Source organism: Microbulbifer regidiadema (SeqCode) (genome assembly GCF_052466995.1).
The window spans coordinates 3,873,663-3,899,243 of the sequence record NZ_CP174297.1; the positions used below are offsets into that span (position 1 = coordinate 3,873,663).

Below are 25,581 nucleotides of genomic sequence, written 5' to 3' on the forward strand. Positions count from 1 at the left end.
GCTTATACCTCCATTGCCTTAGAGAGCAATGCCTCCATCCTCTTAAAATGAGAGCCTGTCCAGTAAACTTGTTTGCATACTTGGCACTGGCTGAACTCTTTCTGCACCTCAAGAACGCTTGTAGGGACTTTGTCAATAATGCTTTCGGTCACGACCTTTCCAATTTTACCATTACATTTTATGCAACGGCTAAATGGCTTAAAAGCTTGTGAAAGTTGATAGTGTTTTACTACTTCCAAAAACTGAGCCTCAGGATCTTGATTGCGCAGCCAGCGTCCATAGCTGACTTTCGCGTGTTTAAGTAGGCCTATATCCCTGGTCAGTAGTACGTAATCTTGCAGCGCTGCTACTTCTGCTAACAGCTTATCTCCCTGATCTTGTGGGTGATAAAGGGTGTCAAATCCAGCCATTCGAAGGTAGCGGGCAAGTGCCCCCAGGTGGACGTCTAATAAAAAAGTAAGCTTTGCTGGTTTACAAGCAAAATAGCTACCTGGCTTGCTGGGGAAAACTTCGATGTAGTCCTGGTCTCTGACAGGGGTGGTAAACTCAGAGAGGTCTCCATTGATACGAATACTGCCTATCTCGGTATGGGGAACACCTAGGGACTCAATGCAGTCTTTGACGCTGGGACTAGCGTCGAAGTGATAAGTTAGTGAATTGTTGTTGCTGGTAAAGTCCTGGCACTCACCGTAGAAACGAACTTCACTTTGATATAGAAGGGTATCCTTGTACTCTTTTAAATATCCATACCAAAGCCTGATAATCAATTGCTTTGACTGGGCTTGGTTCATTCTCCCGAGAGCAGCAAGCTTGGCTGACCACTCGGGTAGCTTCATTGTGACAGCTTTAGCATCTAGAGGCTTCTTATCACAGTGACTGTGTGATGCTATTTTTTGGAAGTGATGGTAGCTTTTATAACCGTATAGGCGACACAAAATTTCTCTTGTGTGAGAGGCTTTGGCGCCTGCGAAGGGCCAAAACTTGGTGGCAACCTTGACTTGCTGTTTAAGGGCCTGGCTTGATATAGAGTACAACATCTTATTTCTCAATCTTGCGATGAGCCCTTGTCCCACTCTATGGCATATCGCGGTTGATTACTTGAGAATAAGCTATTGATGAACTAACTTTGACTGGGAGTTCACTCTTCACGATCGATTGATCTGCTCTTGTGGGAAGAAAGGGCTGAAGCTACCTTGGAGTGATAATAATCAATCGTTATGCCTGATGTAAAGAGTAATTTAGCGGTTGTCAGTGTGAAGCTGTTAACAAGCTGCCGATGGTTCTAAGGCCCTCAAGCTGAAAGATGGTTATGTGGGCGGAGGATAACTTTGTAAGTTTCCCAGGGTTAATTTGCGTCGTTTCCATAGCCGATTGCCTCTATATAATCTTCAATAATATCGCAGACCTTTTCTGCATCAACGGTCTTAATCGGCTGCCGAAGTACTAGGGTGTTATTTTGTGCGTCTTTGCTAATTTCAATGCACATAGAGTCAAGAAATAAAAGAATATCCTTTGCCTCACGTTTAGATTCAATGGAGTTTTTTTGTAGTATGTCTAAAACCTCTTGATTCGATAGTTTGCTGGCATAGTACGACATGATATCTTTAATCGGTTGGTGAATATTCTTCATAATTTTCCCCTGTCGTTTTTTGCTGGAAGTTGAGTTGATGAAATTAGCTTTAATTCAATAGATTTTTTCAGGTTTTTGAAAGCCATAAAGTGGTTTTTCGTAGCAGATTAAATCCTCTTGAAGGTCCAGGTATTTATCAACTTCAAGCTCGTCTGAGTCGATATCAAACTTAATAAGGTCAATATACCCTTCCAGAGCTCAGTGTATAAATGAAATATCTTTATATGATAGTCTTCTGAAGTTACTTATGTCCTCCTCATTTGCGAGCCAGTTTCTACTATCTTATGCTGTATTCAGATCGAAATACGTAGTGGATGCGGTAAAACCTTTCAGGGGTTCCCTGGTTTGAGTAGGCTTGCAAAAACCTAACGAACTTATCCACAGTTATCGGGTTTGGATGGAGGTAAGGAAGGGGGGGATTATTTAGGGTTAGGCGGGCACTCTCAGGTTGAGTTCAGGTAAGGCGCAGGGGTTCCCTACCTGATGGCACAGGGGATTAAATAAAGTGATTGATCGCCGTTTTGGCATTGTCCTGATAGGTTGGATTGTCCAGGTCTGGGAAAAGCTTCCGCTGTTCACCAATAGGGCCAGTTAATCCGCGTTCACTGCCGTAAAAGATACCCGTGCGGAAAGATGTATCCAGCAGAGCGTCGATATAGCGTTTGGCGCCCACTTCTACTTTGTGGACCTTGCCCAGTAGCAGCATAATCCGCATCATGCCCTTCATCATATATTGTTTGAATAATGACAGGGTATTAAAGCCCTCGGTGCCTACAGTCGCCCCGGGACTCATGGTTACGAAGCGGATATGGGGGAATTCCCGCGCCATGGAAGACATCCACAGGGCGCCCATATACTTTATCGGGCCGTAGGGTACTGTGGCATCTTTGCTACTGGCATAGAGCTGCCCTTCACAGATCTGCATAAACTCCTGCACAGAGGCGCTTTTCAGATCCGGTCTCTTCATACCCATCTCCTTTACACCGCGAGCGGCTTCGGAGCCGGCGTAGATGGCGGCCTGGGTTAACTTGTTGGCTCTTAGCAATTCGTTAGTCAGGAGCACGTGCCCGAGTAGGTTGACGGCAAAAATTTGTGTGACTCCCTCGCGGGTTTTCTGATAAAACGCTTTACCTCCGGTACCGCCAGCATTCATAGCCAGGGCATCAATCGGTGAGTTGAGGGTTTTCACCGCTTCTTTCACGGATTGTTGATCCGCGACATCAATAAGTAATACTTCGAAGATATTTCTGCCGGTCTCCGCTACCAGATCTGCTTGGGCTTCTTTGGCTTTCTGTAGATTGCGGCAGCCGAGGTAGATCTTGTTAATCTGCGGGTACTCTGCCAGTTGCCTGGCGCACTCCTTGCCTAAGCCCGCATTTGCTCCGGTAATCAATACGCTCTGAATCATCTTTCTGTCTCTGTAGATGTTGGGGACCGGTGTCCAGATATGGATGTGCCCGGCTGTTGGGGAGAAAGATAAGGGGTTAAGCGTCTTGGGTTTTGACATTTCTTGCTGTCTTTGTGATATCGCAAGAGCGCAAGAAATATCAAAAATAAGCTCTCACCGGGCAATATGCTTAAACCATCTCTTCAAACACGCTAAACAGGGCTGACATCATGAATCAGGTGAGTGCTACAGAAAGAAAAATTTTCCAGTTGCTAGTGGTGGCACTGGCGCTAATCTGTTTTGTCCCGGGGGGTATCAGTGCTTTTGGCGGTCTCAATGGCAGTGCTGCTCTAAGTGGTGGCGCGATGATTTTTTCAGCGGATAGCCCCTTGCGGGGACTTGGGGATAATCAATACCGGTTTGCCTTTGGGGTTTTCTTTACGCAGGGTCTGGTTTTACTCTATTTTCTTCGAAATATTGAAAAAAATAAGGCGCTATTTTATTTCGCGGCTTTGTCCCTGTTTATTGGCGGTCTGGGCCGATTAACCAATATCCTGGAGTTTGGACTGGTAGACGAACAGGTACTGCCGCCGACGATTATCGAGCTTGCAATTGTTCCTCTGCTGGTTGTCTGGTACAGACGAGTTGCCTTGCAAAACTAGCGATACACTGGAGATTGTGATTATGTTACCAGTATTTCTACATATAGAATCCTCGCCAAACCCGCAGGAAACGCAGGCTTTACAGGCTTATCTAAGCAAGATCCCGGCGCTAATTCAGCGCTATGGTGGGGTTCCTATTGCCTCTTATGAGGTTGAGGAGGCGCTGGATGGGGGCGAGTCGGCACAGGGGTTTGCCGTGTTGTCTTTTCCCGATCGAGCGGCGATCCATGCGCTCTTCAATGATACCGCCTATCGGGCACTGATTCCGCTGAGAGACAGGGCGTTTGCTCATTTACGTTTCTATATCACCAGTGAGCGGATTGAACTTCAAGCACAGGTCGAATAGGCAGGGCGGGACTCGAAAATCTCGCTTCCCCGGCGTAAACTGGCAAAAAAGGAGCCTCTTATGCAACGGTTTTTTAAAAGTATCAATTTCGTAGAGCAGCATCTATATGACAAAATTACCGTTCATGAAATTGCCGCTGCCTCTCATTATTCAACCTACCATTTCAGCCGAATTTTTAAAGCATTAGTGGGGGATTCGCCGAAAGAGTATTTGCGCAAGCGCCGCTTGACGGTCGCGGCAAAGAGGTTGCTGAGTGAGGATATAGGCATTCTTGAACTTGCGATGGAGTGTCAATTTGATTCCCAGGAAGCCTTTACGCGTGCATTTAAAGCTTTATTTAATGTAACTCCGGCGCAGTATCGTAAGCAGCAAGACCCTTTCCGCTTGTTGTATAAAGATCAATTTAGCCCGCATATGCTGCACTTTTTGCAAAACGAACTCTCTATGGAGCCACAAATTATTGCGCGCCCGGCGATGCAACTGGTGGGGGTAGCGCAGGAGTACGATCACGAAAACCTCAGCTTGCCAAAGCTCTGGTCTGCTTTTCGCCCCTACAGAGATCAGATCCCCAACCGCATTGGCGATGAATCTTTTGGTATCTATGAGTGTTACGAGGAAGCCGGCGATGAAATTCGGTTTAATTATATCTGCTGTGCGCCAGTTGCCGACCTGACTCAAGTGCCCGAGGGAATGGTGGCCCGGGAACTACCGGAGCAACTCTATGCGAGGTTTATCCATCGCGGGTCAATCGACACCCTGGAACAGACCTTAAAGTATATCTGGGGAAGCTGGTTGCCAAAGTCTAATTATGACTATATCGAGAGACCGGACTTCGAGCTTTATCCACCTAAATACCAGGTTAGCAGCCCGACAGCGGAAATGTATCTGCATATTCCGGTCAAAGAGAGGCGCTGATCGCTGAGTAAAAACGCAATTTTCTCACTGTTCAGCCCTCTTGAGTACTTGATCAGCGCTGTAGCGATAATGCCCGGTAATTTGAAAGGAAAACAGCATATCTTCCAGCACTGGCCCAGCGCCAATATTGTGAGCAATTAAGTAACGATTGGGGTGTGATGAGGGTTTTGCAGTCACAATACCGATATGCGGCAGATTGCCGGGCAGTATCCAGGTAACAATATCTCCAGGCAGGTAATCCTCTGCTTTGGCAGTGATGGGGAGCGATAGCCCTTTGCGGGTAAAAAAGGTTTGTAGGTTGGGTACGCGGCGGTGATCAATATTTTTATCCGGCTGGGAAAGCCCCCATATCCGCTTTGATGGATAGGCTTGGAAATGACTCGATATATCTTCGTGAACCTCTCTCTGTAGATCGATACCCAGCTTTCTGAATGAGCGGATTACTACATCGGTGCAAACACCGGTATCTGCCGGTACATCCCCATTTGGATAGGGAATAGAGACATAAGCTGGATCGTAGCGCACTTTGTGGTACGTTCGTTCCAGGGCCGCTTCGGCCAAGCTGAGATTTTGTGCGTAACTGGCGGCAGAAATCAGGGTACCCAAAAATAGAAATGTCCGTTTCACTAGGGCTCCAGTTTTTTTGACTCTAGGTTGAAATCCTATACTATCGTTTATTTACCCTGCAACACATCAATGACTATTTTACCTTTGGCTCTTCCCTTATTTAGGTAGTCGAGTGCGGCTTGAGTTTCATGTATGGGGTAGACCCGATCAATAACCGGTTTTATAACTCCTTTCTCAAGTAATGAAGCAAGTTCTGCGAGAGTAGTGCCACTTGGCCATGAATAGACGAGTTGAAGGCGCTGCCTCATTCTTTCAATTAGAGTATCTGAATCTTTAGCTTTGACGGAGATTGATACTAATAGACCATGTTTGTTAAGAACTTTGGCAGAACTTTCTAATATTTCTCCGCCTAAAGAGTCGAGTACAAGGTCATACTCCTCGAGTAATTCCTCAAATTTTTCGGTTTTATAATTGATAACAGTATCGGCACCGAGCCGTTTGACTAATGTAAAGTTGGCATCACTGGTGGTTGTGGCTACGAAGGCGCCTATATATTTGGCAATTTGAATAGCGATAGTACCGACTCCGCCAGAGCCGGCATGAATAAGGACTTTTTGTCCTTTCTGTAACTTTCCCACTTCAACGAGAGATTGCCAGGCTGTTAAACCCACGAGAGGGAAAGCGGCACACTCATTGTTAGAAAGATTGCTGGGGCGGATAGCTGCGTCCATTGCTTTGATTGAAGTGTATTCGGCAATCGTACCCGCTTGATTTGTATCGGGGCGTGCAAATATCAGATCGCCAATTTTAAAATTTCTGACAGCGCTGCCAATTTCTACTACTGTCCCAGTAACATCGTACCCGACAATATGCGGCATTTTTACAGGCATTACATTTTGTAAAGCCCCCGATATTGCCCAGTTATCGAGGGGGTTGATACTGGCCGATTGAACCTTTACTAAAATACTATTTTTATCCGGTGAAGGTTTAGGCATCTCTGCAATTTCGATGGGGCTGCCATAAGACCTGATAATAGCGGCTTGCATATTTCATAGCTCTAAAATTAGAGGATTGATAGCTTTAGCGTGTTGAAAGACTTGCTAGTTTAGTAACTGTAAAAAAATAACGATTGAAAAAAGGGGCCCGAAGGCCCCTTGTAGCAGTAAATATAGCCACAATGGCTAGCGCAAGTTATTAATACACAGGTTGTATTCGCGGATATAAACTTTACCACCGACTGCGGGGTTAGCATTGGCCATATCTGCGGCGGAGTTCATGCACCCCTCTACCTGGTCTCTAGTCAGTCCCCAGGTTTTAGAGTGGGACTGTGAGCCCCGGACAGACATATCCTTGGGACGCTCGTAGTTGCGGATTGAGGTGGGGGGTTGAACCTGGTAGAAAAAACGGCCCTGCTCATTGAAAGCATAGAAATTATTGCCGCTTTGATAATAAGTCTTGCCGAGAATCTGTACGGGCTCAGCATTGGCTGGGAGGCTCGTCATGCGGTCGTCTGCAAAACTAAAACCTGCAAGCGAGCACAAGAGCACCATTGAAACAAGATAACGCATAATGCCTACTCCTTCTCCTAGTTTGGCCATAAGTCTACTCAATCCGGGGAGGGGTCCCAATGTGCGCTAATGGAAGTTTCGGTTGTGATAAAGGGATATTTTAAGACTCGATCGAGATAATGCCTGCTTATTCGATAGGGTTATTTTAATGGATGGTCTGAATGGCAATAAATATTCTATTCAGTGTTTTTTTTGTGGCACCCGGTGCTGTTTGTCGGGATAGGGAATAGGCTTATTGGTTTTCGGCCTATTCAGTTTTTATTTTCGGAAATTTACTCGAATAAAAATTCGGCCCGACTAAATTTTTATTCTGCACTATCTGTTTATCGCGCCTTCGGCTCAAGAGGTCGGCCCCCAGGTTATCGATAAGTTTCAGGCGGCGGTCACTTATGTTGGCAATCTAGGAACTACCTATAGTGGGTTTACTGTCTGTAGCCATTTCACTGGCTAGTCAGCGTGGATATATGGCTGCTTAAATAGCTATTTTTCCTGATTGGGGCCGCCGTACAGCAAGTGGTTTTGCTGGCCCTGGCGGCGGAGTTTGCCCTGGGTCGGGTGGGAGAAACCGGGCCAAAACTTGTGTTCAATAGGGACCTGTAGGCTCCGCCAAGTAACCTGCCGTCTATCGCAGCCACTCGCTTGATAATCTGATAATATCGCTGCAAATCCCTTCGCTAGATGATTTTTTATGAAACTGCTGCGTTCACTTCTCTTTGTTGTGCTTGCCCTAATGGTGATATCTGCGCTGGCCGCGCCGGGTTTTATCGGTCCCAAGGTAGAGGAGATCTGGAAGCAGCAGTTGGGCCGCTTGCAGGGGGGCAGCTCCACCGCCTATGAGCGCGGTTGGTTTGGCGCTGAGACCAATACCGAGGTCGCCCTGCCGGATGGCACTACCCAGCTCAGCACAGAGATTCACCACGGGCCGCTGCTGCTGACCTCCAAGGGGCCGCGCCTGGGTGTGGTTTACACCGAGACCCGCCTGGCGCTGGATCAGCTACAGCCCGAGCTGCGCACTCAACTGGAATCCATTTACGGCGCCTTGCAGGCGAGCCCGGTGGTCCTGGAAACCCTGGTGACCGCCGATAACCGCGTGCTGAATACCCTGCGCCTGGACCCTTTTCAGAATATCGGCCCCTTTGGCGAGCTGACCTTTGACGGCGGGGAGATCGCCGTATCTACCGATTACAGCGGTGCGGTGCTGAACGGTATGGTGGAATTGGGAAGCCTGCGCCAAATCCGTGAGGGTATCGAGGTACTGTTTACCGAGCCCTTAGAGGGCGAATTTGAATATACGCCCGGCGAGGGCGGTAGTGCGGAGCTGCGTTTATCGCTGCTGCGGGCGGAGTCGGATTCCGGACCGGTTCAATTGCGCGATATCAGTCTGGACCTGACCCTGGAAGAGTTGGCCGCTCAGACCTTAAAAGTAATCAGTGACCTGAACCTGCCCACGGTCGAGTCGGCGACACCGATTACCTCTGTGCGCCAGCAGATGACCCTGCCGAGAATTAACACCGCAGACCTGGGGCACTACCTGCGCCTACTGCTGCCGGCGCCCGAGCGGGATTGGGTTCGTGAAATGAGTCGACCGCTGCGCCTGGAGCAACAGCTGGCGATTCAATCCCGCAATGGCCCGGTGCTGGTGGATGCGGATATCGACTGGCGCGGCATGCGCAAGCCCTCGCGCCGAGGCCGCAGTGAGATCGACCAGTGGCTCAAACCGTTGGTGGGCAGCATGACACTAAGCGCGGCTGAGCAAGCGCTTTTGCAGTCGCCGCTGATGGGCCAGGCAATGCTTTTGCGGGATTATGGTCTGCTGATTGAAGACAGCGGTGAGTTGCAGATGTATCTCAAGGTCAATCGCGGCCAACTGGAGGTGAATGGCGAGCAGCTGCCGGCGGACCTGTTTGTGATGGCCCTGACCGGTAGGTTCTAATCGATGAGTGGCGAGCGGCTGCATTGCAGCCGCTCGACCTGCTAGCCGGTATTGCGCATACCCGCCGCAATTCCCGCAATAGTGACCATCAGCGCACTCTCCAACAGCGCATCACTCTCCCGCTCTCGCAAGCGCGCCATCAGCTCGGCCTGCAACAGGTGCAGTGGGTCGGTGTAGGGGTCGCGTACGCGGATGGACCAGTGCATCACGGGGTTGTTATCCAATAGGCTCTCCCGCCCGCTCAGCTGCTGTAAAGCCTCGACCGTATGGGCGAGTCGCTCGCGCAAATTGGCACCCAGGTGGATAAGCTCTGCATCCTTGGTGAGCCGCTCTTCATACCAGGAGGCGACGCGGGGATCGGCTTTGGCCAATACCATTTCGAGCATATCCACAACCCCCTGGAAAAAGGGCCACTGATGGCTCATATCCCGCAGGATATCGGTTTCATCCGCCTGTTTAAGGGCATTTTCCAGCGCGGCACCGGTACCCAGCCAGGCCGGCAGCATCAGTCGTATCTGGGTCCAGGCAAAAACCCAGGGAATAGCCCGCAGCGATTCGACCCCGCCGCCGGGTTTGCGCCTCGCCGGGCGGCTGCCCAGGGCCAGGCGGCTCAACTCGGTTTCTGGGGTGACTGTGCGCAGGTAAGCCACCAGGGCGGGGTCATCCTGCACGACTTCGCGGTAGTGCCTGACCGAGACCTCGGTGAGCCGCTCCATTTCCGCGCGCCACTCGGGGCGCGGCTCCGCCGGAGGCATTAGGGTCGCCTCCAGAGTTGCGGCGACATATTGCTCCAGGTTGTAGGCGGCCACGGAGGGTCGGCCGTACTTGAAGCGAATCATCTCGCCCTGCTCGGTGACGCGAATGCGCCCAGCTACCGATCCCGGCGGCTGTGACAGCAGGGCCATACGGGTCGGTGAGCCGCCCCGGGATATGGAGCCGCCCCGGCCGTGAAAAAGGGTCAGGGGGATGCCGTGGTTGCGGAATATCCCGGTGAGGGCCTCCTGGGTGCGGTACTGGGCCCAGGCGGCCCCCAGAAAGCCGGCGTCCTTGGCGGAGTCGGAGTAGCCGATCATCACCTCCTGGCCATCGAGCACCCGCTGCTTGTACTGGGGAATATTCAGCAGAGTGCTCATAGTGGCGGCGGCGCCGTCCAGATCGTCGAGGGTCTCAAACAGCGGGACCACCCGCATCGGCTCCTGTACCCCGGCAATTTTTTGCAGCAGCATTACGGCGAGAACATCGGAGGGGGTGGTCGCCATAGAGATCACGTAGGCCCCCAACCCCTCGGGGCCCTGTTCGGCAATCACCTGGCAGGTCTGTAGCACCTCACTCACTTCTGCGTCACAAAAGTCACTTCGGTAGAAATTCTCGCCTACCAGTGGGCGGCGGCTGTCCAGTTCGGATACCAGGAACTCCAGCTTCTCTTCTTCGCTCCAGCTGCTGTAATTGCCCATGCCCAGATAGCGGCTAATGGCATCCAGGGCGTCGGCGTGGCGGGTGGATTCCTGGCGTATATCTAAACGCAGCAGGGTGATGCCAAAGCAGTTGAGCCGCCTCAAGGTGTCTTTGAGCTGGCCCTCGGCGATAGCAGAGAGGCCCACAGCGCGCAGGGAGCGGTCGATCAGGTGCAGCTCGTCGGCGAGCTGCTCAGTGCGGGTAAAATCGCGTCCACAAGGCTCTGTGCGCCCGTCGATACGGGCCTCCATTTTTTCCCGGGTGACTTTGAGGCGGTCGCGAACCTGGCGCAGCACCAAGCGGTAGGGTTCGTGGCTGGGGCCGGTGCGCTGCAACAACTCTTCACTGGCGCGGTGCATGGACAGATCCGCGAGCAGACTTTCCACATCGCGCAGGTAGAGGTCGGCGGCCATCCAGCGGGCCAGGTGCAGGACCTCCCCGGTGACACTGGCGGTGACATTGGGGTTGCCGTCCCGGTCTCCCCCCATCCAGGAGGCGAAGTGGATGGGAACCCAGTCCACCGGCAGGGGCGGCAGCTTGGCCAGGGCGAGCTCGCTATCAATCGCCCGCATACTTTTGGGGACGGCCTGCCACAGGGATTGCTCGATGGTGGCAAAGCCCCACTTGGCCTCGTCAACCGGGGTGGGCCTGGAGCGGCGGATCTCATCGGTGCTCCAGGCGGATAGAATCTGCTCCTGTAGGTGGCGGCGCAAGTCCTGGGACTCCTCGCTGGTCAGATCGGGGCTGTCCAGTGTGTTGAGTAGATCTGCGACCCGGTCGTATTTGCGGATGAGGGTGCGGCGCGTCACTTCGGTGGGGTGGGCGGTGAGGACCAGCTCGACAGAGAGCGCTTGCAGGGTGCTGTGGATTTCCTCGGCGGACTTGCCCGCATTGCTCAGCTCGGTCAGTACCTGGCGCAGGCCGCGATCGGTATCGGGGTCCCCGGGAAAGCGCTGGTGCTGGCGGTGTAGCCGCTCGCGGTGGCGCTGCTCGGCAATATTGGCCAGGTTGAGAAACTGGCTGAAAGCTCGGGCGACTTCCAATAGGGTCGCATCGTCCAGGGGATCGAGAAGCTCCCGCAAGTGGTCCGCCTGCATCGCCCCTTTGCTGCGGCTTTCCACCGCAGCCTGGCGAATATTTTCAACGGTATTAAATAGTGGCTCGCCAACTTGGTTGCGCAGTACTGTGCCGAGTTCTTCTCCCAGCAGGCGTACGTCTTCCCGCAGCGGGGCGTTCTGGTCCTGGCTCACGAATTATTTCTCCCTGTTTGCAACGCGGTGAAAGTCAATCGGAGGGACATAGTCGCACACTTTGTTGCGAAGCATACAATGTTGCAGTTGCAACGGTTGCTAAAACCGAACGGCTAATATCGCTGTGTTAATTTTTGGCGGGAGTATCTGGGGTGGGTTAAAAATTCGCGGGGAATAAAGGATAAATCGAACCGCACAGGGGTTGTTCAGGGCCCGTAAAAAACCGGGCCCGAATAACTTATTTTTTATCAGTAGTAGTCGTAGGCGGGGCGCCGGTCTGCCAGGGTTAACCAGCCGCGAATTACCCGATAAATCACCCACACCCAGTTAACGGCGAGAATGAGGTAGCCCAAACCAAAGATCCACCAAGTCAGAGAGCCAATAACAGTCCACAGCAGCCAGAACCAAAAGGTGCGAATTTGCCAGCGGAAATGTGACTCGGCCAGGGTGCCGCGCACATCGCTGAGCTTAAAGTAATTGATTAATACCCCAACAAAAAATGGTACGGCGGTAAATAAGCTGATCGCCTGAATCAAATAAACCATGATGGCCAAATCGCGCCCACTTTGTTCACGCGTTTCCCGGCTGCGTTTGGGATAATACTCTGACATAACGTTTTTCTCTCTGCTATTCACCCCAATATAGTGTGGTGCAAATAGTGCTTTTCAACTTGGCTGCGCCGGGATGGCTTATTTGTGCGGTGGGTTGTTGGGCGATTGACATTGAATAAGCACCCCGCAGGGTGCTGTCTCGATATGGCGGCACAGCGTGGGAAACTATTTCAGCGCCCACTCCGTGTGAACATTGCGCTCGCGCCAGGCCTTCAGCTGGCGCACGGATTCGCGCATAAGTTGCAGCAGCTCGGTGCGCTGCTGGCGACAGTGCTCTCTCTCACTATCGATAGGGAGGTTGGCGGCGAGGGTGCGCAGGCGGCCCGCTATGGTTTCGAGGCCGACCTCCAGGGCCGAGCGGGCCAGCTGTTGCGCCTGCTGCTCCGCATCCAGCCAGTGGCGCCCGGTAATCGCGCTGGTGAGAGAGGTGATATGTTTGGGCAGGTTGGTAGTACGCTCGTTGAGTAACTCGGCAAATGTCTGGTGATCTAGCGTATCGCGCAGGCGAAATAGGGTGCCGGTATTCAGCAGGCGAGTGGGTTTCGCCCCCCGGGGCGCACCGCCTCCCTGGTTGCGGCGCATCGCCCAGCTGAGTAGTTGCATCAGCGGGCGGTCGCCGACCGGGTGGGTGAGTACACCGGTAAATCCCCGGGCCTGGTAGCGCTCTTTATCCCCGGCTCTGGCGTTTTGCAGCAGGGCAAAAATGGGTAATTCGGTACCGCGCTCCCGGCGGATTTCCCGCACGGCTTCGACACCGTCCATTAATGGAAGATAGGTATCGGTCAAAATGAGGTCGAATTGCCGTTGCAGCGCAGCACTGCTGCCGTCGATTCCGTTGCACTCTCTCTGTACTTTATGGCCCATGGTTTCCAGGGTGGACTGAAGGGAGTCGTGTTTGTTGTTTTCAATCAGCAATACGGACAGTTGCTTGCTGGGGCTGGAGTTGTCCTTGAGGGGGGGGCTTTCTACGCTTTCGGTATTGCCGCCCCGGTGTAAATCATTGAGGGATTTAAGCGCACTGTTGAGTTGTCTTTTTCCCATCTCAACCAGGGCGCGGGTATTTTTGTCTTTACTGCGGGTCAATAAATTTAAAGTGCCGAGGAGTGTATCCAGGGGAGACTGTAAATGATGGCGGGTAATGGTGAGGAGATCGGATTTCTCCTGGTGCAATTTCTCCAGCTCAGAGCGCGTCTCGAACAGCTGTTTCTCCAGAGCGGTAAATTCGCTGTTGCGGCTGTGAAATTGCTGGAAAAGTTTGCTGTTTTCCTTGCTTAAGTTTCTGAGCCGATTGCTGCTTTCGCGATCTAATTGTCGCAACTTAACATGGCTATTTATTGCAAACGCACAAATAAGTAATAGAAGTACGCTGAGTATTAACAGCCAAAATAGTGAAACCTGACTTTTTAGTGAGCCGATAACATCGGCTTGTACAGTACTCGATAAAAATACTGAAGCCAATATCAAAAAGCCGAGGCATATGGCACGTAATAATACGTGACGGGAGGGGATTCCCGCAGACACAGTGGTTTTTATCATCCTTATAACCAATGTTGTTTAAAGTGGACTAAATCCTGAAATCCACAAGGGCTTTATACGATTTGTTTTAATAAATACCTAAACACATCACAGATTTTGATACTGCAATAAGGCTGCTTTTGGTACAAGAGAAATTTTTTTCCTGCCTGGGGGGTTAGCGTGGCGTCTAAATGATTGTGCCAGTGTGAAATTTGCCTGCCGGCCCCATTTGTCCTGCGCTCGGCTTTATTTTGGGGTTAATGGATTGGGGCGGGATTTAGTGATTGCAGCGGATTACAGTAATGGATCTAGTGGCAATTTATTGGACTAGATGTGTAATTTGGCGACAGCTCGAAATAAATTGTGCCGGGCTGTCGCTAAAAAATAATTTTAGGCGGCCTGCGGAATGCGTTCCTGTAGCAGTTGCAGCATGCGTTCAGAGGGTAGGAACAGACGGATACCGTCGCAGTGCGCGAGTAATTCCCGATAAAAATAATCGAAATGGGTGCAACCCAAAATCAGGATTTGCACGCCACTTTTTACCAGGGCTGCGACCAAGTCGTCGAGGGCGTGTTGGCGAACGATCATTTCTGCGCCAAGGCCGTCTTCGATATCTTCCACAATTTGCAGATTGCCAATACCGATAACCTTGGCTGTCGTATTGCGCTCGAGTATCTCCCGCTCGATATTGGCGCAGCTCTGGCAGTTGGCGGCGAGCAGGCCAAAGTTGCGATAGCGCTGGGTCAGTTCTGCGTACACCTCGAGCGGGGATACGACCTCGATAGGGGAGGCCGCCTTTACCGCAGCCATATCCACAGCACCGGAAAGTGAGTTGCAATAGATCATGGCGGCTTCGGCACCGGCCTGGTAGAGCTGCTCAATGGCTGCGATCAGTTGCTGGGTGAGGGCGTCGCGCTCCAGTGCCTGTAATTGGGTCTGGGCCTGGGGGGAGGAGGATAGGGACAGGCCCACTCCGCGAAGCTGGCGCGCGGCGAGGAAGTCCAGGCCGAAGCGGGTATCTGTCGGGGTGCCAGCGACCACGCCAACGGTCATGGAACTGTTTTCAATGGCGTTATCGGTCAACACAGTCATGTTCCTTTCTCGTATTGCTCAATCGAGTATCGGTAGCCCCTCAGGCAGCCCGTTTGCTCCACAGGGGGACCAGCGTATTAATCCACACTCGGCGCACCCAGTCGAGATAAATTCCATAGGGCCGCCCCAGTGAGCCGGCGATCAGTATAAAAGTGATGCTGGCGGTGGCAATTTCGTCCCAGCTGGCACCGCTGAGGCGCATGTTGAGCATGTATAGAGGGAACTGGAAGCTGAGGAATACGAAGGTGTCTACCAGGTAGTTATTGATAAAGCCGCCGCCGCCGAAGCGATTGACTACCCAGTTGCGATACAGGCTGAACGGGCGGGCGATAAAGGTATTGAATACCAGGGCCATCAGGCGAACTTTCAGGTGTTCATTCCAGCTCATACCGGCCAGGACCAGTTCGATGGGGATCGCCACAGCCCAAGAGAAGCTGTTCATGGCGAAGACGTCCAGTACAAAGTCCCAGCGGCGCGCACCAGAAGCCTTTTCCTCGGGGGCATCTGGACTGGATGGAGATAGTGCGGGCGCAGACATGGAGCAAACAACCTCGTAGACAGTGGCCGCCATAACGACTTTGGCGACAGGCCGGCGATTATATCTCCAATTTGCATAAAAGCTAGCCTCATATCTCGACTGGCAGTTTCCGTCGATACGTTTGTCCTACTATTTGATTATTTGTTAATTTAATTATCTCGATACAAAGATGGGGGCGCTGGCCACCAGCACTTGGCTGCGGTTAGTATGCAACTCTTTGCATAAGATGAGTTGGAGTTTTCATGTCCCTGCGCTTTGCCGTTCTCACTTTGCTGGATATTGAGCCCGGCAGCGGTTACGACCTTAAGCGGCGCTTTGAGCGCAGTGTGTCGCATTTCTGGAGTGCCAGTCACCAGCAGATGTATCGCGAGCTGCACAAGCTGCACGAGGAGGGGCTGCTGGACTGCGAGGAGCAGCCGCAGGCGGGTAAGCCGGACAAAAAAGTCTACAGCCTCACCGACCTGGGGCGCGCCGAGCTGCGAGACTGGGTTATACAGCCCAGCGCACCGCAGAAAATCCGCGAGCCCTTTCTGGTGCGGATGTTTGCCGGTCACAACCTGAGCCGGTGTGAAATGCGCGCTGCCCTGGAGGCACAGTTGCGCGAGCATCGCAGCTCCCTGGAAAACTACCAGGAGCAAAATGAGCGGGTGCTAAAAAGTGAGGTGGCGTTGCAGGAGCGCTACTGGCTGGCACACCAGACCCTGCTGCTGGGGATTGAGGCGGAAAAGACCTGGATCAACTGGGCCGAGAATCTGCTCAAAGAGCTCGATACCCCTTAAAAAAAAACCGGGCATGGCCCGGTTTTTTTTTAAGGGGGTGCAACCGCTCAGGTCGCGACTTTTTCCACCACCAGGCTGCCGATAGAGTAGCCGGCGCCAAAGGAGCAGATAATGCCCCGGTCGCCCACCTGCAAGTCATCGCTGTGTAAGTTAAAGGCGATAACCGAGCCGGCGCTCGCGGTGTTGGCATAGCGGTCCAGCACGATAGGCGCGCGCTCGACACTGGCGTCGTCACCCATCAGTTTCTTGGCAATCAGGTTGTTCATATTGATATTGGCTTGGTGCAGCCAGTAGCGGCGCACACTGCCGGGGGCGGTGTCGGTCTCCTGCAAGTGGGCCTCAATATGTGCCGCCGCCATAGGGCAGACCTCTTTAAACACCTTGCGGCCATTCTGGCGGAATAACTTGCCGGGACCGAAGGGGTCCACATCGGCGGCGCGGGCGGCGTAACCAAAGTTGGAGCGAATATTGTTGGAGTAAACAGTTTTTGCTTTGGTGCTGAGAATCTCCCAGGCGCTGTCGACAGTACAGGTCTCACGGCGCTCGATCACGCTGGCTACGGCCACGTCACCAAAGATAAAGTGGCTGTCGCGGTCGGTGAAGTCCACTTGCGGGGAGGCCAGCTCGGCGTTGATCACCAGTACGGTTTTGGCGGAACCCGAGCAGATCGCATCCACGGCGCGCTGGAGTGAGAAGGTGGCGGAGGAGCAGGCCACTTCCATATCAAAGGCAAACCCGTCGATGCCCAGCGCTCCCTGAATTTCGATCGCGATAGCCGGATAGGCGCGCTGCATATAGGAGGCGCCGACAATTACCATGTCGATATCGGAAGCCTGTTTGCCGGCTTTTGCCAGGGCCAGTTTAGCGGCTTTCAGGCCCATCTCGGCTTGCAGGCACAGCTCGTCATCGGCGCGCTCGGGAAGAAAGGGGCGCATCCGCTGCGGGTCGAGAATACCATCGCGGGTGACTACATAGCGGCTCTTGATACCGGAGGCCTTCTCGATAAATTCTGCTGAGGAGAAGGGTTTTGCAGAGCGTTCACCGGCTTCGATCTCTTGCGCGTGCTCAAGATTGTACTGCTCGGCATGGGCGTTGTAGGCCTCTACCAACTCTTCATTGCTAATAGATTCCGGTGGGGTCCACAGACCTGTGCCACTGATGACGATGCCCCGTGGCAATTTGTATTCACTCATCGCTGAATTCCTGGCCCGCGACATCAGATATGCGGGCAATTTAGTCGCTATTTAGAACCTTAGCAGTGCTGGCTGGTGAGGGATTGAGGTGCCAGGACGGCAAGGCAGCTTATTGTGACGCTAGTGTGACCGCTGTTCTATTTGTAGTCGCGCCGAACAGTCATGGTGTTCTGGCCAAAACGAATGCACTAACCTTTTTAGCCCCGGCGTCGAGCAGTCGCTCAGTGATGGCCTCCAGGGTCGCGCCTGTGGTGACAACATCGTCTACCAAGCCGATATGAGCACCCTGAATCTGCCCGTGTACGGCGAAACTTTCCGACAGGTTTTTTTGTCGCTGGTTGCGGTTGAGTTGGGACTGGGTTTGGGTCGATGTGGTTTTGCGCAGTAGGCGCAGCGCTACCGGCAGGCGCCAGTCCTCTCCCAGCCCGCTGGCGATAAGTTGGGCCTGGTTGTAGCCGCGCTGCCAGTAGCGGCGCCAGTGCAGGGGAACCGGGGTGAGGAGATCCGGCGCCTCCCGGGGAGGCCCCAGTTGGCGGGCGGCCAGCTGGATCAGGCTGTGCCCGGCGGCCAGGTCCCGGTGGTATTTAAAGCGCTGAATTAAATGGTTGATGGGGTAGGCATACTGCCAGGCAGCTGTGATTTTTGTGCAGGCGGGAGGCCTCTTTAAGCAGCTCGCACAGATGCTATTTCTTGCCGCCGCTACGGGCAGGGCGCAGTGGCGGCAGCCATTGCCGAGCAGCGGTAGCTCTGCGGTGCAGGCGGAGCAGATGCCGCTCTCTCCCGAGGTCCCGCCACACAGTAGGCAGCGGGCCAAACTCGGGGCCAGTTTTTGCCGGAAAAACTTGTAAACCATGTCTTGTCATCCGAGTTGACAGCGCTTGGGTCGCGGCTAAACTGGCCAGTCAGGTGGATTGGGCCGCAGCCTAACGCCACCGCAGCCTGTTATCAGGCCGAGAGTATCCGATTTTAATAAGCCATAGAGAGAGTACGCCCTGTGACAGCTGCCCAGCAAATGCCCGCCGCAGAGATCCGCCACGACTGGACCCGCCAGCAGGTCCTGGACCTCTTCGCCCTGCCGTTTAGCGACTTGATGTTTACCGCGCAGCAAGTGCACAGAACTTACTTTGATGCCAATCGGGTGCAGGTCAGCACCCTCTGCTCCATTAAGACCGGCGCCTGTCCAGAGGACTGTGCCTATTGCCCCCAGAGCGCCCGCTATGACACCGGCCTGGAGCGGGAAAAGCTGATGAAAGTTGAAAAGGTCTTGCAGGAGGCCCGGGCGGCCAAGGCTGGCGGCGCCACCCGCTTCTGCATGGGGGCCGCCTGGCGCTCGCCGAAGAAAAAAGATATGCCCTATGTGACCCAGATGGTGCGCGAGGTAAAAGCGCTGGGGATGGAGACCTGTATGACTCTGGGCATGCTGAATGACGACCAGGCCCAAGAGCTGGCGGATGCGGGCCTCGATTACTACAACCACAACCTGGACACCTCGCCCGAGTACTACGGTGAGATTATTACCACTCGCACCTATCAGGATCGCCTGGAGACTTTGGGCCGCGTGCGCGCGGCGGGGATGAAAGTCTGTGCCGGCGGCATTGTGGGAATGGGTGAGGGCGATAAGGATCGCGCCGGCCTGCTGATGCAGCTGGCTAATCTGCCGGAGCACCCGGAGTCAGTGCCGATCAATATGCTGGTTAAAGTTGCCGGCACCCCGCTGGAAGAACAAAAGGACCTGGACCCCTTCGAATTTATTCGCTGTATTGCCGTGGCCCGTATCATGATGCCGAAATCCCATGTGCGCCTGTCCGCCGGTCGCGAACAGATGAGTGATGAGATGCAGGCGATGGCTTTTCTCGCCGGTGCCAACTCTATTTTCTACGGGGAAAAACTGCTGACGACCGCCAACCCGGAATCCAACAAAGATATGCAGCTGTTCAACCGCCTGGGAATCAAGCCGGAGGAGTACCAGCAGTACGCCGATGAGGCTGAGGTGGAAGCGGAGTTAAACGCGCAGATCAGCGAACAGCAAAACGACGCCTTCTTCTACGACGCGGCCAAATGACCCTGGATGTAGTCCTGAAGCAGCGCCTCGCCAAGCGCCGCCAGCATAATCTCTACCGGGAGGTCAAAACCCTCGATCGCGCACCCGGTCCGCGCGCCCGGGTCGATGGGCGCGAGTTACTGGTATTTAGTAGCAATGACTACCTGGGCCTCGCCAGCCGCGCGGAAGTGATCGCCGCACAGCAGGCCGGCGCGGAGTGTGGCGCTGGCGCCACGGCCTCCCACCTGGTCAATGGCCACCTGGATATCCACCGCCGCTTGCAGCAGTGCATTGCCGACGTGACCGGGCGAGAGGCAGCGCTGGTATTCTCCAGTGGCTATATGGCGAATATCGGCACTATCTGTGCCCTGTTGGGGCGGGCCGACAATATTGTGTCGGACCGGCTCAACCACGCTTCACTAATTGATGGCGCACGCCTGAGCGGCGCCAATAGCCTGCGCTTTGCCCACAACGATCTCACGAGCCTTGAACGCCAATTGCAGCGCGCCGCCACCCGGGGTGGCGCTACTTTAGTAGCGGTGGATGGCGTTTACAGTATGGATGGGGATTTGGCGCCTCTGGCTGAAATTGCCCGCTTGTGCACAGAGTATAGCGCCTGGCTGATGGTTGATGAGGCCCACGGCTTCGGCGTGATGGGTAGCGAGGCACACCCTCTGGCGGGCAGTTGTGCCCTGGCGGGGCTATCCCAGGACCAAGCCCCGATTGTGATGGGCACCCTGGGCAAGGCGGCGGGCAATGCCGGTGCTTTTATCGCGGGCTCCCGGGCACTGATAGATTTCCTGACCCAGTTTGCGCGGCCCTATATCTACACCACCGGAATGGCGCCGGCGGTGGCTGCCGGCGCCTTGGCGGCAATCGAACTGATCCGCGATGAGCCCCAGTTGCAGGGGCGGCTGCGGGTAAATATCGCCTATTTTCGCCGGGGTGCCATGCGACTCGGTCTGCCTCTACAGCCGTCGGCCAGTGCAATACAGCCACTGGTATTGGGCTGTGAAAATATTGTGATGGGGGTTGCCAGAAAATTGCAGGAGCGCGGCTTCCTCGTCGGTGCAATCCGCCCGCCCACAGTGCCACAGGGCAGCGCGCGTTTGCGCATTACCCTGAGCGCGGCTCACCGGGCTGAGGATATTGACGAGTTACTTGGTGCGCTACAGGCCATTTTGCAGGAAGTGGGGGTGCTGGATCAGTGACGAAAATTGAGCACCTGGTTTTCCTGCACGGATGGGGCGGGGATGCGCATCTCTGGCAGCCGCTGCTGGAAATTCTGGCGGGTCGCACAGAGGTGCGTCTCCACTGTATCGAACTGCCCGGGTTTGCCGCGCAGGGGGGCGAAGATTGGCCCCCGCTGGAAACCTTGCTACAGAAACTTTACCGGCAACTCCCCGCCAACTGCGTTCTGGTCGGGCACTCCCTCGGCGGTATGTTGGCGGTTCGCCTGGCTGCTGCGACGGAGCAGGACAAGATATTGGGGCTAGTGACAATTGCCGCCAATGCCCGCTTTGTTGAGGGGGATGGCTGGCCGGGTATGGCCGAGGCCACTTTTGCCGATTTTTCCCGCGCTTTTACAGCGGCCCCGGAGAGTACCTGGCAGCGTTTTTGCTCGCTACAGACTCGCGGCGACAGCGCCATGCGCACACTGCTCAAGGCCCTAAAGTCGCGAAAGCCACAGATCAATAGCGGCGCCTGGCGGGATGCTTTGCGCTGCCTGGCAGAGCTGGATAACCGCCAACACCTGGCAAATCTGTCCGTGCCGGCGCTGCACCTATTCGGTGACGGGGATGCCCTGGTACCCATTGAAGCCGCTCGGGCCATTGAGGCGTCTGGGAGCAAGGTTGCGCTGATCCCGGGAGCGGGCCATTTGCCCCACTGTTCGAGGGCCGAGAGTACCGCTGAGTATTTACTCGAATTGATAGGGCGTATTGAGAGTGCCCAGGCACAGCCATTTGATAAGTTGGCGGTAGCCCGCTCCTTTAGCCGGGCCGCACAAAGCTACGACGACTGCGCTCACTTGCAGCGCGCAGTGTGCCGGCAACTGCTGGCCGAGGCCGGTGAGCGTTGGATGCCCCGCACAATCCTCGATCTGGGCAGCGGCACCGGTTTTGGTAGCGAGCTATTGCGCCAGCGCTTCCCACAGGCGCAAATTATTGCCCTGGATCTGGCGGAGGGGATGCTGAAGTTCGCCCGGGCGCGCAGACCCGAAGCCGACGGCTATATTGCCGCCGATGCCGAACAACTCCCCCTGGCGGCGGGTAGCATCGATTTGGTGTTTTCCAGTATGGCGCTGCAATGGTGCTACCGCCTACCGCAGTTGTTTGCGCAGCTGCAACGGGTGCTGGCCCCGGAAGGACGCTGTCTGCTGGCCACTCTGGGCCCTAAAACCCTGCTGGAACTGAAGCAGAGTTGGGCTCAAGTGGATGGGGGAGTACACGTCAATCAGTTTCTGCCCGCCGCGCAGTGGCGTGAAGCCGCGCTGCACAGTGGCTTGGCCGGGGCGGTTAGGGATGAACTGCGTTTGCTGCACTTCGACAGCCTGCGCCAGTTGATGCGGGAGCTTAAGGGCGTCGGTGCGCACAATATCAACCGGGCGGCGGATAAAGGTATGACTGGCCGGCGCAAGCTACAGCGCTTGTCCACAGCTTATGAGGATCGGCGGGAGGAGCGGGGTTTGCCGGTCACCTATGAAGTGATCTATATGAATCTCGCTGCTAGCGGGGCAAAAAAAGCCGGCTGACCTGCGCCTATCGCAACGCAGGGAGCCGGGTGCAAGATTGAAGAGATCAGGGGTAGATATCGATTGGGATGGGGGTTTTCACCAGGGCCCAGATTTCGTCCATTTCGCGATTGGAGGCCACGGCGATACAGCCGTCGGTCCAGTTGGTGCGGCGCAGATGCCTCTCCATATTTGACCACTGGGGTTTGATACCGTGGATCATAATATCCCCGCCCGGGCTGACCCCCATTTTGGCCGCCCGCGCGCGGTCCTGTTTATTTGGGTAGGACACGTGGATAGAGCGGTAAAAGCGGCTGTTGGGGTTCTTCCAGTCCAGCGTGTAGCGGCCCTCGGGAGTGCGCTCGTCACCCTGGCGGACCTTGTGCCCTTTGGGGTTATCGCCAAAGGAGACGGTATAGCTCTTTACGACACGGCCATCCCGTATCAGCTGCATAAGTTTTTTCGATTTGTACACCACCACGTGGTCAACGGGAGCAACAGTTGCTGAGGCAAAGATTGGCACCAGCAGGAGCAGGGCAAGGGTCAGGTATCGCATGGTCTTTAAGCAGTTCAGATAGTTGTCGTTTATGTCGCAATGACGCCGCATCCCTGCTGTCTCTCCCCTGTAACGGGGGAGTTGTTGTGTGAGCGCAATGTCGTACTCTCTTAGCGATGCACGGCTTGAATTGTTCAAAATTTGTGCTACCCGATTAATTTATCACCGTTTGTGTGGTGTGAAAAGTCGCGTTATGAAAAAAAGTTAACTTTCTTTGGAGGAGGGGCTGAGGCCTTGGCAAAAACTTACTTTATCGCCGGTACTGACACCGAGGTGGGCAAGACATACGTGAGTGCCGCGCTGCTAGCGGCGGCGGCAGAGGCGGGCTTGCAAACGGCGGCGGTGAAACCGGTGGCATCGGGATGTGAACTCACCGAGGAGGGGCTGCGCAATGAAGATGCCTTGTTGCTCCAGCGCGCGATGACCTTGCCGCTGCCCTATCAGCAGGTGAATCCCTTTGCCCTGGAGCCCGCGATTGCCCCACATATCGCCGCCGCAGAGGCGGGTAAGTCATTGAACGTCGCGCGCATGGCCGGCGTCTGTCGGGGGGTGATGTCCGCAGGGGCCGATCTGGTTTTGATCGAAGGTGCCGGCGGCTGGCGCACACCACTGGGTCCGAGGTGCTTTCTGTCACAGCTGCCCCGGGAGCTGAACCTGCCGGTGATATTGGTGGTGGGTATGCAACTCGGCTGTATTAATCACGCGCTGCTCACCGCAGAGGCGATTCGCCGCGACGGCTTGCCACTGGCGGGCTGGGTGGCAAATTTTGCCCGCGATGGTATGGCTCGCGCCGACGAAAACCTGCAAACCCTGAAGTCGCTACTGCCCGCGCCCCTGCTCGGCACCCTCCCGTTCGACAGCGCTGCCGACTATTCTAACGGCGCCCAGCACCTGGATATTACCCCGCTGTTATCTCACTGATCGCACCGCGAGCCGGGCCCGTCAGGGCCCGAGACGGTTGACATTGGGACGCTTCGGCCCTAGATTCAAACGAGCGTTTGAAACACTTGAATGAGGACCGGGAGCATGGCCGACTATAAGGCGCCACTAAGGGAGATGAACTTCCTACTGCACGAGGTATTTGCTGCGGAAAAACTTTGGGCGGAACTGCCTGGGTTGGCCGGAGCCGTAGACCGTGAGACCGCAGATGCGATTCTCGAAGAGATGGCCAAGCTGGCGGCCAATACCCTGGACCCGATCAATCGCTCGGGCGATGAAGAGGGCTGCCAGTGGAATGACGGCGTAGTAACCACGCCGAAAGGCTTCAAAGAGGCCTACGCCACTTTCTGCGAAGGCGGTTGGGGTGGACTGCTGGGCAACCCGGAGTACGGCGGCATGGGAATGCCGAAGATGCTGGGTGCGCAGGTGGAGGAGATGATCAATGCCTCGAATATCTCCTTTGCCCTCTACCCGGTTCTGACCAACGGCGCCTGCCTGGCAATCGACGCCCACGCCAGTGCCGAGCTGAAAGAAAAGTATCTGCCCAAGATGTACGAGGGCACCTGGGCCGGCGCCATGGGTCTTACCGAGCCCCACGCCGGTACGGACCTGGGTATTATCCGCACCAAGGCCGAGCCCCGTGGCGATGGCAGCTTTAGCCTCAGCGGCAGCAAGATCTTTATTACCGGCGGCGACCAGGACCTGTCGGAAAATATTATCCACCTGGTTCTGGCAAAACTGCCGGATGCGCCCAAGGGACCCAGAGGTATCTCCCTGTTCCTGGTGCCCAAATACAAGGTGAATGAAGACGGCAGTGTGGGTGAGCACAACAATGTGAATTGTGGCTCCATTGAACACAAGATGGGAATCAAGGCTTCGGCAACCTGTGCGATGAACTTCGACGGTGCCCAGGGCTGGCTGGTCGGCGAGGAGAACAAGGGACTCGCCGCCATGTTCACCATGATGAACTACGAGCGTCTGGGTGTGGGCATTCAGGGCCTCGGCGCCTCCGACCGCTCTTACCAGAACGCCGTTGAATACGCCCGCGACCGCATTCAGAGCCGCTCTCCTGCGGGGGCCAAGCAGCCGGAGAAGGCCGCAGACCCGATTATTGTGCACCCCGACGTGCGCCGCATGCTGCTCACTCAAAAGGCCCTGATCAACGGCGGCCGCGCCCTGTCCACTTATGTTGCCAAATGGTTGGATATTTCCAAATTTGGTGAGGGTGAAGAGAAAAAGAACGCGGAGAATATGGTGGCGTTGCTGACGCCGGTGGCCAAGGCCTTTACCACCGATATGGGCCTGGACTGCACCATCCTCGGACAGCAGGTCTTCGGCGGCCACGGCTATATTCGCGAGTGGGGCCAGGAGCAGCTGGTGCGCGATGTGCGTATTACCCAGATCTACGAGGGCACCAACGGTATCCAGGCACTGGACCTGGTGGGGCGCAAGACCGTGGCCAGCGGCGGCGCTCTGTTTGAGCTGTTCGCCGCCGATGTGCAGAGCTTTATCGATGCGCAGATAGACAAAGAGGCCATGGCGGAGTTTGTCCAGCCGCTCGGCACTGAGCTACAGCGCCTGCGCGAGGCCACCGAGAAGATGATCGCCGCTACCAAGGACGATCCCTACGCCCCGGGCGCGGCTTCTGTGGAGTACCTGCACCTGTTCGGCTATGTCGCTTACGCATTTATGTGGGCGCAGATTGTCGCGGCGGCACTGCCGAAAGTTGACGCGGATAGCTTCTATAAAGGGCAGGTAAAAACAGCGCGCTTCTATTTCGCGCGCCTGTTGCCGCGCACCCAGGCACTGGCGGGCAGCGTCAATGCGGGCAGCGCAACCCTGATGGCGCTTGAGGAAGAACTGTTCTAAGCGC

The 25,581-nt window shown here is 54.9% G+C and carries 24 protein-coding genes; 10 read left to right on the plus strand and 14 right to left on the minus strand.

From position 1 onward, the window contains the following. Window positions 1-2 precede the first annotated feature (2 nt). The 3 genes from ACJJIK_RS16850 to ACJJIK_RS16860 form a co-directional block, all read right to left on the minus strand. A complete protein-coding gene (locus ACJJIK_RS16850) occupies window positions 3-1,037 on the minus strand; it encodes a Mut7-C RNAse domain-containing protein (protein WP_444943398.1) in 1,035 nt (344 codons plus the stop codon). Between the two features lie 308 nt (window positions 1,038-1,345). Further along, entirely contained in the window at window positions 1,346-1,630 is a 285-nt protein-coding gene (locus ACJJIK_RS16855; protein ID WP_444943399.1) for a hypothetical protein, read from the minus strand. 496 nt (window positions 1,631-2,126) lie between these two features. Beyond that, a complete protein-coding gene (locus ACJJIK_RS16860; protein WP_444943400.1) occupies window positions 2,127-3,038 on the minus strand; it encodes an SDR family NAD(P)-dependent oxidoreductase in 912 nt (303 codons plus the stop codon). Window positions 3,039-3,247: 209 nt separating this feature from the next. Between ACJJIK_RS16860 and ACJJIK_RS16865 the strand changes: the two genes are divergently transcribed. Genes ACJJIK_RS16865 through ACJJIK_RS16875 form a run of 3 tightly spaced genes read left to right on the plus strand, consistent with a single transcriptional unit; the run spans window position 3,248 to window position 4,940 of the window. Further along, a complete protein-coding gene (locus ACJJIK_RS16865) occupies window positions 3,248-3,679 on the plus strand; it encodes a DUF4345 domain-containing protein (RefSeq protein WP_444943401.1) in 432 nt (143 codons plus the stop codon). A 22-nt stretch (window positions 3,680-3,701) separates the two neighbouring features. Then, window positions 3,702-4,025, plus strand: coding sequence for a DUF1330 domain-containing protein (locus ACJJIK_RS16870; protein ID WP_444943402.1), 324 nt, complete (start codon window positions 3,702-3,704; stop codon window positions 4,023-4,025). A 60-nt stretch (window positions 4,026-4,085) separates the two neighbouring features. Next, window positions 4,086-4,940: an AraC family transcriptional regulator gene (locus tag ACJJIK_RS16875; protein ID WP_444943403.1), complete on the plus strand. Its 855-nt coding sequence runs from the start codon at window positions 4,086-4,088 to the stop codon at window positions 4,938-4,940. A gap of 24 nt (window positions 4,941-4,964) precedes the next feature. Here ACJJIK_RS16875 and ACJJIK_RS16880 read toward each other — a convergent pair whose 3' ends face one another. From ACJJIK_RS16880 to ACJJIK_RS16890, 3 genes are all read right to left on the minus strand, one after another. Further along, window positions 4,965-5,567 carry a DUF1287 domain-containing protein gene (locus ACJJIK_RS16880; RefSeq protein ID WP_444929448.1) on the minus strand — a complete coding sequence of 201 codons (603 nt, stop codon included), beginning with the start codon at window positions 5,565-5,567 and terminating at the stop codon, window positions 4,965-4,967. Window positions 5,568-5,614: 47 nt separating this feature from the next. After that, window positions 5,615-6,553 carry an NADP-dependent oxidoreductase gene (locus ACJJIK_RS16885; RefSeq protein ID WP_444943404.1) on the minus strand — a complete coding sequence of 313 codons (939 nt, stop codon included), beginning with the start codon at window positions 6,551-6,553 and terminating at the stop codon, window positions 5,615-5,617. A 135-nt stretch (window positions 6,554-6,688) separates the two neighbouring features. Further along, entirely contained in the window at window positions 6,689-7,075 is a 387-nt protein-coding gene (locus tag ACJJIK_RS16890) for a hypothetical protein (RefSeq protein ID WP_444929450.1), read from the minus strand. A 688-nt stretch (window positions 7,076-7,763) separates the two neighbouring features. Here ACJJIK_RS16890 and ACJJIK_RS16895 point away from each other — a divergent pair. Beyond that, window positions 7,764-9,008 carry a DUF945 family protein gene (locus ACJJIK_RS16895; RefSeq protein WP_444929451.1) on the plus strand — a complete coding sequence of 415 codons (1,245 nt, stop codon included), beginning with the start codon at window positions 7,764-7,766 and terminating at the stop codon, window positions 9,006-9,008. 41 nt (window positions 9,009-9,049) lie between these two features. Here ACJJIK_RS16895 and ppc read toward each other — a convergent pair whose 3' ends face one another. The 5 genes from ppc to alaE all read right to left on the minus strand — a co-directional run bounded on the left by ppc (window position 9,050) and on the right by alaE (window position 15,502). Next, complete coding sequence (ppc, locus tag ACJJIK_RS16900) at window positions 9,050-11,713, minus strand: phosphoenolpyruvate carboxylase (protein WP_444943405.1); 2,664 nt, start codon at window positions 11,711-11,713, stop codon at window positions 9,050-9,052. Window positions 11,714-11,961: 248 nt separating this feature from the next. Further along, window positions 11,962-12,324 carry a DUF4870 family protein gene (locus ACJJIK_RS16905; RefSeq protein WP_444929453.1) on the minus strand — a complete coding sequence of 121 codons (363 nt, stop codon included), beginning with the start codon at window positions 12,322-12,324 and terminating at the stop codon, window positions 11,962-11,964. A 165-nt stretch (window positions 12,325-12,489) separates the two neighbouring features. Then, window positions 12,490-13,860 (minus strand): response regulator, encoded by a 1,371-nt coding sequence (locus ACJJIK_RS16910; protein ID WP_444943406.1) that lies wholly within the window; start codon window positions 13,858-13,860, stop codon window positions 12,490-12,492. Between the two features lie 369 nt (window positions 13,861-14,229). Then, complete coding sequence (locus tag ACJJIK_RS16915; protein ID WP_444929455.1) at window positions 14,230-14,931, minus strand: aspartate/glutamate racemase family protein; 702 nt, start codon at window positions 14,929-14,931, stop codon at window positions 14,230-14,232. A gap of 40 nt (window positions 14,932-14,971) precedes the next feature. Next, window positions 14,972-15,502: an L-alanine exporter AlaE gene (gene alaE, locus ACJJIK_RS16920; protein WP_444929456.1), complete on the minus strand. Its 531-nt coding sequence runs from the start codon at window positions 15,500-15,502 to the stop codon at window positions 14,972-14,974. 209 nt (window positions 15,503-15,711) lie between these two features. Between alaE and ACJJIK_RS16925 the strand changes: the two genes are divergently transcribed. Continuing rightward, a complete protein-coding gene (locus ACJJIK_RS16925) occupies window positions 15,712-16,248 on the plus strand; it encodes a PadR family transcriptional regulator (RefSeq protein ID WP_444929457.1) in 537 nt (178 codons plus the stop codon). 47 nt (window positions 16,249-16,295) lie between these two features. Here the strand turns inward: ACJJIK_RS16925 and ACJJIK_RS16930 are convergent, their stop codons facing one another. Both ACJJIK_RS16930 and ACJJIK_RS16935 read right to left on the minus strand, forming a co-directional pair. Beyond that, window positions 16,296-17,441, minus strand: coding sequence for a beta-ketoacyl-ACP synthase III (locus tag ACJJIK_RS16930; protein ID WP_444943407.1), 1,146 nt, complete (start codon window positions 17,439-17,441; stop codon window positions 16,296-16,298). A gap of 160 nt (window positions 17,442-17,601) precedes the next feature. After that, the gene (locus tag ACJJIK_RS16935; RefSeq protein ID WP_444943408.1) at window positions 17,602-18,294 is read right to left on the minus strand and encodes a ComF family protein; all 693 of its coding nucleotides are present in this window, start codon (window positions 18,292-18,294) and stop codon (window positions 17,602-17,604) included. 159 nt (window positions 18,295-18,453) lie between these two features. On the opposite strand from ACJJIK_RS16935, the gene bioB reads away from it, so the two are divergent. The 3 genes from bioB to bioC are packed head-to-tail and all read left to right on the plus strand — an operon-like array spanning window position 18,454 to window position 22,234. Next, complete coding sequence (gene bioB / locus ACJJIK_RS16940; RefSeq protein WP_444945080.1) at window positions 18,454-19,503, plus strand: biotin synthase BioB; 1,050 nt, start codon at window positions 18,454-18,456, stop codon at window positions 19,501-19,503. Next, window positions 19,500-20,693, plus strand: a complete 1,194-nt coding sequence (bioF, locus tag ACJJIK_RS16945) for an 8-amino-7-oxononanoate synthase (protein ID WP_444943409.1) — start codon at window positions 19,500-19,502, stop codon at window positions 20,691-20,693. The genes bioB and bioF overlap by 4 nt, the downstream gene beginning before the upstream one ends. Then, window positions 20,690-22,234: a malonyl-ACP O-methyltransferase BioC gene (bioC, locus tag ACJJIK_RS16950; RefSeq protein WP_444943410.1), complete on the plus strand. Its 1,545-nt coding sequence runs from the start codon at window positions 20,690-20,692 to the stop codon at window positions 22,232-22,234. The genes bioF and bioC overlap by 4 nt, the downstream gene beginning before the upstream one ends. A gap of 46 nt (window positions 22,235-22,280) precedes the next feature. On the opposite strand, the gene ACJJIK_RS16955 is transcribed toward bioC, so the two are convergent. Then, the gene (locus ACJJIK_RS16955) at window positions 22,281-22,820 is read right to left on the minus strand and encodes a L,D-transpeptidase family protein (RefSeq protein WP_444929462.1); all 540 of its coding nucleotides are present in this window, start codon (window positions 22,818-22,820) and stop codon (window positions 22,281-22,283) included. Between the two features lie 183 nt (window positions 22,821-23,003). On the opposite strand from ACJJIK_RS16955, the gene bioD reads away from it, so the two are divergent. Together bioD and ACJJIK_RS16965 are read left to right on the plus strand one after the other, a co-directional pair. After that, window positions 23,004-23,690: a dethiobiotin synthase gene (gene bioD, locus ACJJIK_RS16960; RefSeq protein ID WP_444929463.1), complete on the plus strand. Its 687-nt coding sequence runs from the start codon at window positions 23,004-23,006 to the stop codon at window positions 23,688-23,690. Between the two features lie 105 nt (window positions 23,691-23,795). Further along, window positions 23,796-25,577 carry an acyl-CoA dehydrogenase C-terminal domain-containing protein gene (locus ACJJIK_RS16965; RefSeq protein ID WP_444929464.1) on the plus strand — a complete coding sequence of 594 codons (1,782 nt, stop codon included), beginning with the start codon at window positions 23,796-23,798 and terminating at the stop codon, window positions 25,575-25,577. The last annotated feature ends 4 nt before the right edge of the window (window positions 25,578-25,581 follow it).